Source organism: Oceaniovalibus sp. ACAM 378 (genome assembly GCF_008085915.1).
In the GTDB taxonomy this organism is placed as follows: domain Bacteria; phylum Pseudomonadota; class Alphaproteobacteria; order Rhodobacterales; family Rhodobacteraceae; genus Oceaniglobus.
Window position 1 is genome coordinate 1 of sequence record NZ_VSJK01000005.1, and the last position, 12,750, is coordinate 12,750.

The 12,750-nt window shown below is 60.3% G+C and carries 11 protein-coding genes and 2 pseudogenes; 9 read left to right on the plus strand and 4 right to left on the minus strand.

Annotation, left to right across the window (positions count from 1 at the left end; translation table 11 throughout):
- The 4 genes and pseudogenes from FQ320_RS26340 to FQ320_RS07585 all read left to right on the plus strand — a co-directional run.
- Positions 1 to 221: pseudogene (locus tag FQ320_RS26340) on the plus strand (transposase); the annotation flags it as partial.
- Between the two features lie 86 nt (positions 222 to 307).
- Positions 308 to 576: pseudogene (locus tag FQ320_RS26345) on the plus strand (IS30 family transposase); the annotation flags it as partial.
- 362 nt (positions 577 to 938) lie between these two features.
- Entirely contained in the window at positions 939 to 1,385 is a 447-nt protein-coding gene (gene aroQ, locus FQ320_RS07580; protein ID WP_148471123.1) for a type II 3-dehydroquinate dehydratase, read from the plus strand.
- Entirely contained in the window at positions 1,382 to 2,125 is a 744-nt protein-coding gene (locus tag FQ320_RS07585) for a LuxR family transcriptional regulator (protein WP_148471124.1), read from the plus strand. Before aroQ ends, FQ320_RS07585 begins: the two co-directional genes overlap by 4 nt.
- Positions 2,126 to 2,380: 255 nt before the next feature.
- Here FQ320_RS07585 and tsf read toward each other — a convergent pair whose 3' ends face one another.
- Positions 2,381 to 3,256 (minus strand): translation elongation factor Ts, encoded by an 876-nt coding sequence (gene tsf / locus FQ320_RS07590; protein WP_148471125.1) that lies wholly within the window; start codon positions 3,254 to 3,256, stop codon positions 2,381 to 2,383.
- 103 nt (positions 3,257 to 3,359) lie between these two features.
- Positions 3,360 to 4,166: a 30S ribosomal protein S2 gene (rpsB, locus tag FQ320_RS07595; protein WP_148471351.1), complete on the minus strand. Its 807-nt coding sequence runs from the start codon at positions 4,164 to 4,166 to the stop codon at positions 3,360 to 3,362.
- A gap of 363 nt (positions 4,167 to 4,529) precedes the next feature.
- On the opposite strand from rpsB, the gene FQ320_RS07600 reads away from it, so the two are divergent.
- The 3 genes from FQ320_RS07600 to FQ320_RS07610 all read left to right on the plus strand — a co-directional run bounded on the left by FQ320_RS07600 (position 4,530) and on the right by FQ320_RS07610 (position 7,166).
- The gene (locus FQ320_RS07600; RefSeq protein WP_148471352.1) at positions 4,530 to 5,417 is read left to right on the plus strand and encodes a PfkB family carbohydrate kinase; all 888 of its coding nucleotides are present in this window, start codon (positions 4,530 to 4,532) and stop codon (positions 5,415 to 5,417) included.
- A complete protein-coding gene (locus FQ320_RS07605; protein WP_148471126.1) occupies positions 5,417 to 6,355 on the plus strand; it encodes a pseudouridine-5'-phosphate glycosidase in 939 nt (312 codons plus the stop codon). Before FQ320_RS07600 ends, FQ320_RS07605 begins: the two co-directional genes overlap by 1 nt.
- 73 nt (positions 6,356 to 6,428) lie before the next feature.
- Positions 6,429 to 7,166: a DUF502 domain-containing protein gene (locus FQ320_RS07610; protein ID WP_148471127.1), complete on the plus strand. Its 738-nt coding sequence runs from the start codon at positions 6,429 to 6,431 to the stop codon at positions 7,164 to 7,166.
- Positions 7,167 to 7,170: 4 nt separating this feature from the next.
- Here FQ320_RS07610 and FQ320_RS07615 read toward each other — a convergent pair whose 3' ends face one another.
- Together FQ320_RS07615 and FQ320_RS07620 are read right to left on the minus strand one after the other, a co-directional pair.
- Entirely contained in the window at positions 7,171 to 7,971 is an 801-nt protein-coding gene (locus tag FQ320_RS07615) for a hypothetical protein (RefSeq protein WP_148471128.1), read from the minus strand.
- A 67-nt stretch (positions 7,972 to 8,038) separates the two neighbouring features.
- Positions 8,039 to 8,812, minus strand: coding sequence for a 3-hydroxybutyrate dehydrogenase (locus tag FQ320_RS07620; RefSeq protein WP_148471129.1), 774 nt, complete (start codon positions 8,810 to 8,812; stop codon positions 8,039 to 8,041).
- Between the two features lie 563 nt (positions 8,813 to 9,375).
- Here FQ320_RS07620 and FQ320_RS07625 point away from each other — a divergent pair.
- Positions 9,376 to 11,190, plus strand: coding sequence for an extracellular solute-binding protein (locus tag FQ320_RS07625; protein ID WP_148471130.1), 1,815 nt, complete (start codon positions 9,376 to 9,378; stop codon positions 11,188 to 11,190).
- An 87-nt stretch (positions 11,191 to 11,277) separates the two neighbouring features.
- Complete coding sequence (locus tag FQ320_RS07630) at positions 11,278 to 12,744, plus strand: class I adenylate-forming enzyme family protein (protein ID WP_148471131.1); 1,467 nt, start codon at positions 11,278 to 11,280, stop codon at positions 12,742 to 12,744.
- Positions 12,745 to 12,750 lie beyond the last annotated feature (6 nt).

The following is a 12,750-nucleotide window of genomic DNA, read 5'->3' on the forward strand; positions in this document are numbered from 1 at the left end:
AGGCGTGGTTCTGCGATCCGCAAGCACCGTAGCAAAAGGGTTCAGTCGAGAATCTGAACAAGCGCGCAAGGCGATATTTACCACGGGACGCGCCTGTGGCCGCACTCTCAAATCGAGATATGAAGTCCATTTGCGACCGCTTGAACGGCACCCCCAGAAAGTGCCTGGGATGGCGCGCACCGACTGAGGCCTTCAGGGAAGAACTGATGAAACTGAGATAGCGGAACAAGTCGCAACGTGTCTTGAGATTCCACGGGTTGATTCACAATTAAGTGCAATTTCTGTGTCATAACAAAACCTTGCAACAATGGGACGCTGCTACCTTCAGCTGGACATGGATGAACGATTGCCGATCTTCTGAGCCGTGCGCCCTGCACGATCTACCGCGAGATCCGGCGGAACTTCTATCGTGATGTCGAATTGCCGGAGCTCAACGGCGATCATGCCGTGACGGCGCAAGACCGGTCCGAAAGTCGCCGGGCTGTACATCGCAAGTCGATCCAGCATCCCCAGGTCATGACAGCGGTCCGCGATGGTCTGGATGCTGGCTGGTCCCCGGAACAGATTGCAGACCGCAGACACCGGCGGAAGTCTTTCGGGCCAATTGATGGAGCAACAGGACTCTTCCTGATACGGTAAGGCTGTGGAAATTGCGCTTCGCCGTGAGTTCACAATAGAAGAGATGATAAAACTGAGATCGCGGAAATTGTCGCAACCACTCTTGCGCCATCAAGAGCCAGACCCGCCCATTTCGCAGATTGACGATGGTTTGACGCGACACTGATGCGCTCGTGCTATCCCCAAAGCCCCGCAACCCCGATATTCTGACATCGGCTACGGGGACTGCACCGGGCCGACCAAAGGTGCCGTTGCGTAAATCGCTCGACATTGACGTACCTGCCCGGCTATTTCGTGGGTGGGAAAACAGGAAAATTTATATGACGTCTGTTCTGATACTGAACGGACCCAACCTCAATTTGTTGGGTCAACGCCAGCCGCAGGTCTATGGCCGCACCACCCTGGACGAGGTTGCCGGCATGTGCCGCACAGCCGCCGAGCGCCTGGGCGTCGACATTGTGTTTGAACAATCCAACCACGAAGGCACGATGATCGATCTGATCCATGCCACCCGCGGTCGCCATCAGGGCCTGATCCTGAACGCCGGTGCCTATACCCACACCTCGATCGCGCTGATGGATGCGATCAGTTCGTCCGAAGTTCCGACGATCGAACTGCATCTGTCGAACGTTCATGCGCGCGAGGATTTTCGCCACAGATCGTACATCGCAAAGGTCGCGCTTGGCGTGATCTGCGGCTTCGGGCCGCGGGGCTATGTCTTGGCTCTGGAAGCGATGGCGGCACATCTTCTGGAGGACAGATCATGATCGAGTATCTTGAACGGATTGTCGATGCCGCAAGTGTCGAGGACGTCTGGCAGCTGCATTGCGACAAGATGGAAACCTATGGTTTTGACCGGCTTTTGTACGGGTTTACCCGCTTTAGGACCGCCAGCGGGTTCGGTGACCGCGAAGATTTTCTGATCATGACGAACCACACCAATGATTATACGGATGAATTCATCAACGGCGGTCTGTTTTTTCACGCTCCGATGGTGCAATGGGCGCTGCACAACAATGGGGCTTGCAGTTGGAGTTGGTGGGCAGAAAATGCCGAAAGCATGAGCGCAAGCGAACGCAAAGTGGCGAAGTTCAATCGCTCCAAGGGCGTCGTTGCCGGTTATTCGATCAGCTTTCGCGACGCGTCAATTCGCAACAAGGGTGCCATTGCTCTGACCGCAAAGCCCGGTATGTCGCAGAAAACTGTCGATGAAATGTGGGTCGAACACGGACGCGATATTGTGGTGATGAACAATGTGACGCATCTGAAGCTTATCCAGCTTCCGTTCTCCAGCCCGAACCGGCAGTTGACGCCGCGCCAACGCGAGGCGCTGGAGTGGATGCGTGACGGCAAAAACACCCAGGATGCGGCCGAAATCATGGGTTTGACCCCTGCGACTGTGGAAAAGCACCTGCGTCTCGCGCGTGAGGCGTTGGACGTCGAAACCACCGCGCAGGCCGTCCTGAAAGCGTCGTTTCAAAACCAGATATTCGTGCTTGAGCGTTGAATATCGACCGATTCGAAGGGTAGGGAATCCAGTACTTTCATTCAGCCGGGCAGGCGCTCATGATTTAAATGTTCCGCACCTGTGGCATTACCGCCTTGGAACCGCCCCCTGACCTGTCCGCGATATCGGTTTCGATCAGGGGGCAACCGAACCACTTATTTCGGATTTATGGGTCCCCGCCCGACCGAAAAATGCCCGACCGACAAAAAAAGGCGCCATCGCTGGCGCCTTTTTCTTTAACGGTAGGTCCGTCGATCAGCCCATGGCGGCTTTTGCGACCTCGGCGGCGAAATCTTCTTTCACCACTTCAATGCCTTCGCCAACTTCCATCCGCACGAAACCGGTGATGGTCGCGCCGGCCTCTATGGCGGCGGCGGCGACAGTCAGGTCAGGGTTGACCACGAAAGCCTGCCCAAGAAGCGTGACTTCGGACATGAACTTGGCCATCCGCCCGACGATCATCTTTTCGATCACCGCTTCGGGTTTGCCGCTTTCGCGGGCGATGTCCATCTGGACCTGCTTTTCCTTCTCGACCACTGCGGGGTCAAGATCGGCTTCGGACAAGGATGCGGGGCCGGTGGCGGCGATATGCATCGCGACCTGTTTGCCGAACGCTTCGTCACCGCCGGTCAATGCAACCAGCACGCCGATCTTGCCCATGCCGGGGGCAGTCGCGTTGTGCACATAGGACACGACGCTGTCACCCTTCAGTACGGCCATCCGGCGCACCGACATGTTTTCGCCGATTTTGGCGATGGCATCGGTGATCATGGTTTCAACCGGCTTGCCGTCGACATTCGAGGCCTTCAGAGCCTCAACGTCGTCGACTGTCGTCGCCGCTTCGGCGATCTTGGCAACCATTCCCTGAAATTCGGCGTTCTTGCCGACGAAATCAGTTTCCGAGTTCACTTCGACGGCCACGCCCCGGCCACCCGACACGTTGACGGCCACAAGACCTTCGGCGGCGGTGCGGCCCGATTTCTTGGCGGCCTTTGCCAGACCCTTGGTGCGCAGCCAATCGACGGCTGCTTCCATGTCGCCATCGTTTTCGGTCAGTGCCTTCTTGGCGTCCATCATGCCTGCGCCGGTTGACTCGCGCAGTTCTTTCACTTGTGCAGCAGTGATTGCCATATCTTTGGCTCCTCGAATGTATGTCGGTCGATACCGGCGCGGCATGGCCGCGCCGGATGGCGGTTCCGTGATACCCTGTCTGGTCCCGGAACCGACCATCGGATCAAGAGGCGGCGGGCTCTACGACCGGTTCGCTGGCCTTTTCTCCGGCCTGCTGTTCAGCAAGCACTTCTTCTACGGCGGCTTCTTCCATGGCACCCATGTCGATTCCGGCGGCGCTCATCTGGGCCGACATGCCGTCAAGGGCAGCACGGGCGGCCAGATCGCAATACAGCGCGATGGCACGGGCCGCATCGTCGTTTCCGGGGATGATATAATCGATGCCATCGGGCGAACAGTTCGAGTCGACGATGGCGACAACCGGAATACCCAGTTTACGCGCCTCGAGGATCGCCAGATCTTCCTTGTTGACGTCGATGACGAACAACAGATCGGGAACGCCGCCCATTTCGCGGATCCCGCCCAGCGATGCGTTCAGCTTGTACTGGTCACGCTCCATGCTCAGACGTTCGCGCTTGGTCAGACCCTCGGCGCCCTGCTCCATCTTCTGGTCGATCATCTTGAGCCGTGAAATCGACTGCGAGACGGTCTTCCAGTTGGTGAGCGTGCCACCCAACCAACGGTGGTTCATGTAGTATTGCGCGCATTTTTCTGCGGCGTCAGCGATGGGCTTTTGTGCCTGACGCTTGGTGCCGACGAACAGGATGCGGCCGTTCTTGGCGACCGTGTCACGGATGACTTTCAGCGCCTGATCCAGCATTGGAACGGTTTGCGTCAGATCCATGATGTGGATGCCGTTGCGGTCGCCGTAGATGTATTCCTGCATCCGCGGGTTCCAGCGCTGCGTCTGGTGACCATAGTGAACGCCAGCTTCAAGAAGCTGACGCATAGAGAAATCGGGGAGCGCCATGTCCATAATCCTTTTCCGGTTTCATGCCTCGGCGGGACGAACAGAGCTTACGCTCAACCGGCGGACCGAACAGGATTTCTCCCCGTTACAGCCCATGCCCCACCTGTGAAGTGCACGCGGGATATGCCGAAACGCGTCCGGGCGCAAGGCCAAAGTCAACGGAGCGATCCGGTTGCGCCGAAGGTTAACCAATGTGTCGAAGCAGGCGGCGCGGAATCGATGTCATATATATTGCCCGATTGGCAGCCGAATTGCCATCCGTGCTTGACGGTGCGCATTACGGCCCCTGTTTGACAGCCAATGCTGCAGCGCCACGTCGGATATCGGCTTGTCGCGGCGATGGACCTCGCGCACAACATTGCCATGACACCGCCAGACGTCCTTTGTATCGGCTCGGTCCTCTGGGACATCATCGGCCGCGCGCCTGCCACACTGCGGGTGGGCAGCGATGTGCCCGGACGGATCACCCGCCTGCCCGGCGGCGTGGCGATGAATATTGCGATGACCCTACGCCGCTTTGGGATGACCCCCGGCTTGCTGACCGCCATCGGACGTGACGCCGAGGGCGACGATCTGGTGGCCGACGCGGCGCGGCGTGGCATGATTACCGACCATATCTATCGCTCGGACGATTTGCCCACCGACCGTTACATGGCCGTCGAAGGTGCCAACGGCCTGATTGCCGCCATTGCCGACGCCCACTCCCTTGAGGCAGCGGGCGACAAGATCCTGCGCCCGCTGGTCGACGGACGTCTGGGCAGCGCCGCAAACCCCTGGGCGGGGCCCATCGCGCTTGACGGAAACCTGACCACAGCGCTGCTGTCGGAAATCGCCGCCAGTCCGCTGTTTGCCGCCGCCGACCTGCGTGTCGCGCCTGCGTCGCCGGGCAAGGCCGAACGCCTGCTGGCGCTGCTGGCCCATCCGCGCGCGACGATCTACGTCAACCTCGAGGAAGCCGGATTGTTGATGCATACCCGTTTTGACACTGCGCTGACGGCGGCCTGCGCGCTGCATGAACGGGGCGCGCACCGGGTTCTGGTGACCGATGGCGGCCGCCCCGTGGCCGAGGCGGGCCCGGACGGGACCAACGAGGCGACACCCCCTGCGGTGCTTGTGACCCGTGTCACCGGTGCCGGTGACACTTTCATGGCGGCCCATATCGCCGCCGAGATCACGGGCGCCCCGCCCCAACAGGCGCTGCGCGATGCCCTGCGCGCCGCCGCAGACTATGTATCTGGAGATATTGCCTGATGGCCTTGCCCCTGAAGTTTTCGCCTGAAATGATCGAGGCGCGCGCCGCGCGCTTTCCCATCGTCGCGTTGGAAAGCACGATCATCACCCACGGCATGCCTTATCCGCAGAATGTCGAAACCGCGATGCTGGTCGAACGCACGGTGCGCGACAACGGTGCTGTGCCGGCAACCATCGCGGTGATCGACGGCGCCCTGCACATCGGTCTGAGCGAGGGCGAGCTGCAGGCGCTGGGGCGGGCACAGGATGTCGCCAAATTGTCCCGCGCCGATATTGCCGCCTGTATTGCAACCCGGGGCACCGGGGCGACCACGGTCGCCGCAACGATGATCGCCGCCCGGCTCGCCGGGATCGAGGTCTTTGCCACAGGTGGCATCGGCGGGGTGCATCGCGGTGGCGAACTCAGCTTTGACATCTCGGCAGACCTGCGCGAACTGGCACAGACTCCGGTCAACGTCGTCGCGGCGGGGGCAAAGGCCATTCTTGACATTCCAAAGACGCTGGAAGTGCTTGAAACTCTTGGCGTTCCGGTCATCGCCTTCGGACAAGACGCTTTTCCGGCGTTCTGGTCGCGGGACTCTGGGCTGGCTGCGCCGCTGCGGATGGACAGCCCCGCCGACATCGCGGCGTCCCATGTGATCCGGGGGCGCATGGGCATTCCGGGTGGACAGTTGATCGCAAATCCGATCCCCGAGGCGGAAGAAATTCCCCCCGCCGATCTTGCCCCGGTTATCGCCCGCGCCCTGTCCGAGGCGACAGAGCAAGGGATCGCGGCCAAGGCGGTCACTCCTTTCCTGCTGGCGCGGATATTTGAACTGACCCATGGCCGTTCGCTGCGCGCCAACATAGCGCTGGTTCTGAACAATGCGCGCCTGGCGGCCGCGATCGCCCGGGAAATCAGCGAAATGCGCATCGGCGCGTCGCAATCGCCTCTCTGAACGGATGAGCGACGTTGCACGCGGCCATTTCAGCCCCTAAATATGTGTCCTACTTCTGAAAGCCCACCAGACAATGACACGCCCCACCAAGGACGACCACGAAATCAAGCGGCGCCGGACCCTGTTCGGCAGCCTGCGAAGCAGCTTTCTGACCGGTCTGGTGGTGATCGCACCGATCTGGCTGACCATCTGGCTGATGTGGTCGGTGATCGGCTGGATCGATGGCTGGGTCCTGCCATTCGTCCCGGGAAAATTCCGCCCGGAACAATATATCGGCATCAACCTGCGCGGAGTCGGCGTCATCATCTTTTTGGTGTTTACGGTGATCGTCGGCTGGCTGGCCAAAGGGCTGATCGGGCGGTCGCTTTTGCGTTGGGGCGAAGGGCTGGTCGACCGGATGCCGGTGGTAAGATCAGTCTATAATGGTTTGAAACAGATTGCAGAAACCGTTTTCGCCCAGACCGATACATCCTTCGACACCGCCTGCCTGATTGAATATCCGCGCAAGGGAATTTGGGCGATCGCCTTTGTCTCGACCGCCGCCAAAGGGGAAATCGCCCAAAGCATTCCGGCCGACGATGCCAAGGTGTCGGTTTTTCTGCCGACCACACCCAATCCCACGTCTGGATTCCTGCTGTTTGTGCCACGCTCCGAAATCATCGAGTTGGACATGACCGTCGAGGATGCGGCGAAGCTGGTGATATCCGCCGGACTTGTCTATCCTAACCCGAAAAAACCGGGCAGTATTAAGGTGTTGACTCCGGATCAGGAGATCGCACAACCCATTGGCCAGAGCGATAGAGTCGAGTAACGGTTCAGCCGAAGATCTCGGCAAGATCAACGGTGCTTTCGCGGCCCAGATCGTCGAAATGAGCGTCAAGAAAGCGGCCCGCTGCCGCCCGGCCCGCCGATTTCAGCTGCGACAGGATTACGGTGGTCGGAATCTTCTTGGTCGCCACACCAAGGTCGTTCATCAGCGCATTATCGGCGATCATATGCACCAGAACCCATTTCATCGCCCCTTGCGGAATTTTGCCGGTGGCCAGTAGGTCTTGAACGAAGCGGATCGCAGGGATCGCGTCGGTGCTGATCGCGTCGCCACTGAACACGCGGATCTTGCCGGTGCGCACATTGGTCGCGCCAATGGAGAGCGCTGGACCCTCGGTGGCGCAGACCTTGTCGAAACGGAACTGCCGGACGGCCCGGCGCAGCGGATTGTCGATCAAATCGCCAAAGGCATAGGGGCTGGAAATCCGGGTGACCGCATCCAACGCCAGATAGGCCGGCGATGCTTCAAGCGTGGCGCTGATAAAGGATGAAGGCGGGGACGATGCGGCCAGCCATCCGGCGAACAGCGGCGGGGTCATGCCACCGACCTCGCCCCTCAACGCGTCAAGCGTGGCCCTGGCGCTGTCTGGCCCCTGTGATACAAGACCGACCTTGAGTTCCGCGCCGTTCAGCGCCGCCGCCGAGGTGTCCGAGGTGTCCGAGGTGTCCGAGGTGTCCGAGATGGCTGCGATCTCGATCCGTTCGTCGTCAAGCAGCCGGTCCAGCACGCCCCAGGTAGATGCGCCGTGCACGCCGACGCCTTGCAGGGCAAGATTGATGCGTTTCACCCCGGCGAACGCTCCTCGCGATGAGGGCCCGCAGGACCGAAGAGCGCGCCGCGCAGTCCGGCAATTTTTACAACGCCGTCCAACCGCCGTCGACCGAGATCGTCGTTCCGGTGATCTGCGCCGCTGCGTCCGAGCACAGGAACACCGCCGTGCCACCCAGTTGCTCGACGGTCACGAATTCCCTCGACGGCTGACGCGCCAGCATCACATCGCGCACCACGGTGTCTCGGTCCATGCCGTGGGTCTTCATCTGATCGGGAATCTGAGTCTCGACCAGCGGCGTCAGGACGTATCCCGGGCAGATCGCATTGCAGGTGATCGGCTGTTCGGCAGTCTCAAGCGCGACGGTCTTGGTCAACCCGACAATCCCGTGCTTTGCCGCGACATATGCGGACTTGAACGGTGATGCGGTCAGACCGTGCGCTGAAGCGATGTTCAGCACCCTGCCCCATCCCGCCTTGCGCATCATCGGCAACGCGACTGCGGTGGTGTGAAACGCGCTGGTCAGGTTGATCGCGATGATTGCATCCCACTTCGCGGCGGGGAATTCGTTGATCGGTGCCACATGCTGAATCCCGGCGTTGTTCACCAGAATATCACAGACCCCGGCCTGTTCGATCAGCGCCCGCGCCTCATCACCCTTTGTCATGTCGGCCTTGATATAGCGCGCCTTGACCCCAAATTCAGCCGCGATTTCTTTGGCCAGTGCGTGATCTTCTGTGCTGTCGGTAAAGGAATTCAGCACCACATCCGCGCCAGCCTTGGCCAGTTCGCGGGCAATGCCAAGCCCGATACCCGAGTTTGATCCGGTGATGATGGCGGTCTTTCCGGCAAGGGACATGGTGGCAGCTCCTGTTTTGTGCGCTCGCAGCATAACAGGCACAGCAGGATTGAGAAGCCGCCACGAAGCGGCTCAGCAAAACATGAAGTCCGATGAATCGACCAGCCTCCAAAGCTGTTTTTCCGGCAGATCCGGCGTTGGTGTCCCCCAGATCGCTGAAGCTCGAATCTCCTCTGGCGTAGAACCGCGTTCGATGGTCTTGGGCGTGGTATCGAATCGCGGCAACATCTAGGCGGGGATCGCATCGGGAAACAAAGTTGACTGAATTCATTTCATTCAGAAGTGACCAGATTCGATTTGACTGCGATGATGAATCCGCACGCTGTGACGAATAATTAGCGGACTTCGCAGGAGGGGGATAAAATCTCGTCAGCCAAAAAAAACGCCCGCACAAGGCGGGCGTCAAGTTATTGAGGCAGGTTTCATACAGGCAAGAAACCTATCGAGCAGTGACTTACTTATACTCGTTCTTGATCAACTGTCCAACCTAAAAGTTTGATTGTGCACAAGTCTCCCCTTAGGATCGGGTTCAATTCTTCTTGATCCCGGGAGCGGAACCTTTGATGACCCTACGGCGCTTCACTCAGCTATGGAAAGCAGGGCTTCTGGCCGTTTCGACGCTTTTTGCCACTCCTGCCCTTGCCGAACCCAGTCATGGTATCGCTATGTACGGCGACCCGGCCCTGCCCGCCGATTTCACATCCCTGCCTCAGGCGAATCAAGACGCGCCAAAGGGGGGGCGAATCGTCCAGGGCGAGGTCGGGAGCTATGATTCGCTAAACCCGTTCATCCTTAAGGGAACGGCTCCGTGGCAGCTGCAATTCCTTGCATTTGAATCGCTTATGGGGCGCAATTACGATGAGCCTTTTACGCTTTATGGTCTTTTGGCCGAAACTGTAGAAACTGATCCTGAACGGTCTTGGGTGGAATACACTCTGAATCCGGCGGCTAAATTTTCGGATGGATCGCCGGTTACTGTTGCCGATGTCATGTGGTCCTATGAAACGCTCGGGACTATCGGGCATCCGCGATATCACGACACCTGGGCCAAGGTTGAAAAGATGGAGCAGACGGGTGAGCGTTCCGTGCGTTTCACCTTCAACGTGGCTGACCGAGAACTGGCACTGATCATGGGGATGCGCCCGATCCTGCAAAAGGCCCAGTGGGAGGGCCGCGATTTCACCGCCAGCGGCATCGATGACATCCCCATCGGCAGCGCCCCCTATACCATCGCGGATTATCAGCCGGGCCGGTTCGTGACGCTGCAGCGCGATCCAAATTACTGGGGCGCCGACCTGCCGTTCCGCAAGGGCACGATGAATCTTGACGAGATCCGCATGGAGTTCTTCGGCGACGGTTCGGTCATGTTCGAAGCGTTCAAGAGCGGCATTCTGAACACCATGCGCGAAACCAACGCCGCCAAATGGGCCGAGCAATACGATTTTCCCGCCGTGCAGTCCGGCGAGGTGGTGAAATCCGAAATCCCGCACCAGCGTCCCAGCGGCATTCAGGGGCTGGTGATGAACACCCGCCTGCCGCAGTTTTCCGACTGGCGTGTGCGCGAGGCGATGATCCGCGCCTTCAACTTCGAATTCACCAACCAGACGATGAACGGCGGGGTGAACCCGCGCATCACCTCGTATTTCTCGAACTCGGTTCTGGGGATGCAACCCGGACCGGCGACGGGCAAGGTTCTGGACTATCTCGAACCCTTCACTGCCGATCTGCTGCCCGGCGCACTTGAAGGCTATGACATGCCCCGGGGTGATGGATCTGCCCGCAATCGAAAGAACATCGTAAGCGCGGTCGATTTGATGGCCGAGGCCGGTTGGACCGTAAAGAACGGCCAGATGCAGGATGCGAACGGCAGGCCCTTCAGCTTTGAAATCCTGCTGGATCAAGGCTCGAATGAAACTCAACAGATCGTTGATCTCTATCTCTCGGCGCTGTCACGGATGAGCATCACGCCAAAGATAACCGCGATCGACGGCGCACAGTACAAGCAGCGCACGAACACCTTTGACTTCGGGATGGCGTTTTATGTTCGCGGATTGTCGCTCAGCCCCGGCAACGAACAGAAACTCTACTGGGGCACAGAGGCCGCCGATCAGGAAGGCTCGCGCAACTGGATGGGCGCGAAAAACCCCGCCATCGACGCGCTGATCAACGAGATGCTGAATGCCGCCGACGGTGAGGATTTCATCGCCGCGACCCGCGCGCTGGACCGGGTGCTGACCACGGGGCGATATGTGATTCCGATCTGGCACAACCCTGTGTCCTATCTGGCCCATGCGAAACAGCTGAAGTATTCTGATCGCCTGCCGGTCTATGGCGACTGGCAGGGGTTTCTGCCCGATATCTGGTGGTGGGAGGATTGACCCGACAACCTGAACCCCAAAGATGCAGACTGGCCTGTGCATCTGCGCGCGCTTGAACTTGCTTTGTCCGGGGGGTAGCGGTGCACAATGAGTGCATTTAACCTGACCGCGCATATCCTGCGCCATGCCGACCGGCTGGGCGATGCGCCTGCCTTGCAGGTGATCGGCGAAGATGTGGAAAGCTGGAGCTTTCGCGCCTTGCAAGCGGCGGTTCTGGGCACTGCCACGGGCCTTTTGGCGATGGGTCTTGCGCCGCGTTCGCGCATCCTGATGCGTTTGGGTAATACGGTCGACTTTCCGATCCTGTATCTGGCCGCGATGGCCGCCGACATGGTGCCGGTGCCGACCTCGGCGCAACTGACCGTGCCCGAGATCACCGCGCTGACCGGGCTGATCCGTCCCGCGCTGATCGCCGGGGCGCCGGGGGTTGCGATGCCGGATGCGCAGGTGCCGGTGATGACACTGGATGACTTGCGGGCACTGCGCGACAATCCCCCGGCCACGCCCGTCATGGGCGATCCAGAGCGTCCGGGATATATCGTATTTTCGTCAGGCACCTCGGGGATGGCGCGGGGCGTCGTTCATGCCCACCGCGCGATTCTGGCGCGCGAGCGGATGATTTCAGGCTGGTATGGGATGACCGGCGATGATCGCATGCTGCATGCGGGTGCGTTCAACTGGACCTATACTCTTGGCACCGGGCTGATGGATCCGTGGAGCGTGGGCGCAACTGCGCTGATCCCCGCGGGCATTGCACCCGCCGATCTGCCGCGCGTTCTGGCGGACCATCGCGCGACGATCTTCGCCGCCGCGCCCGGGGTTTATCGCCAGATGTTGCGCCATGGCATCGCGCCCCTGCCCGCCTTGCGGCATGGGCTGTCGGCGGGCGAGAAGTTGCCCGATGCAACCCGCGCCGCGTGGGAAACCGCAACCGGCAAGCCGATATTCGAAGCCTACGGCATGTCCGAATGTTCGACCTTCATATCAGGCAGTCCCGATCATCCGGCGCGGCCCGGCACTCTGGGCCGTCCGCAACCCGGGCGGCGAGTGGCGATCCTCGGGCCCGACGGCCCGCTGCCCGCCGATACCCCCGGCATCATCTCGGTCGCCACCAACGATGCGGGGCTGATGCTCGGATACCTCGACGCGCCCGATGCCACGGCGGAAAAGCTGCGCGACGGCTGGTTTCTGACCGGCGACACAGGCGCGATGGCGGCGGATGGATCGATTACCTATATGGGCCGCGACGACGACATGATGAACGCCGGCGGATACCGCGTCTCGCCGGTCGAGGTCGAGGACGCGCTGACGGCCTTTCCCGGCGTGACCGAAGCGGCAGCGATCGAGGTTGCGGTGAAATCCGACACCACGGTGATTGCAGCGGTCTACGTCGCGCAGGATGCCATCGATGAAACCGCGCTGGCGGCCCATTGCGCCGCACGGCTCGCCCGGTACAAATGTCCCCGCCTGTTCATGCGGGCCGAGACCCTGCCCAAAGGCGCAAACGGCAAGATCCTGCGCCGCACCCTGCGCCAGACATGGCCGCAGACGTGACCACAC

Coding starts and splice junctions, on each gene's coding strand:
- FQ320_RS07625 (WP_148471130.1), top strand. CDS start 9,376: ATGACCCTACGGCGCTTCACTCAGCTATGGAAAGCAGGGCTTCTGGCC.
- FQ320_RS07605 (WP_148471126.1), top strand. CDS start 5,417: ATGGCCTTGCCCCTGAAGTTTTCGCCTGAAATGATCGAGGCGCGCGCC.
- rpsB (WP_148471351.1), bottom strand. CDS start 4,166: ATGGCGCTCCCCGATTTCTCTATGCGTCAGCTTCTTGAAGCTGGCGTT.
- FQ320_RS07600 (WP_148471352.1), top strand. CDS start 4,530: ATGACACCGCCAGACGTCCTTTGTATCGGCTCGGTCCTCTGGGACATC.
- FQ320_RS07585 (WP_148471124.1), top strand. CDS start 1,382: ATGATCGAGTATCTTGAACGGATTGTCGATGCCGCAAGTGTCGAGGAC.
- FQ320_RS07630 (WP_148471131.1), top strand. CDS start 11,278: ATGAGTGCATTTAACCTGACCGCGCATATCCTGCGCCATGCCGACCGG.
- FQ320_RS07610 (WP_148471127.1), top strand. CDS start 6,429: ATGACACGCCCCACCAAGGACGACCACGAAATCAAGCGGCGCCGGACC.
- FQ320_RS07620 (WP_148471129.1), bottom strand. CDS start 8,812: ATGTCCCTTGCCGGAAAGACCGCCATCATCACCGGATCAAACTCGGGT.
- tsf (WP_148471125.1), bottom strand. CDS start 3,256: ATGGCAATCACTGCTGCACAAGTGAAAGAACTGCGCGAGTCAACCGGC.
- aroQ (WP_148471123.1), top strand. CDS start 939: ATGACGTCTGTTCTGATACTGAACGGACCCAACCTCAATTTGTTGGGT.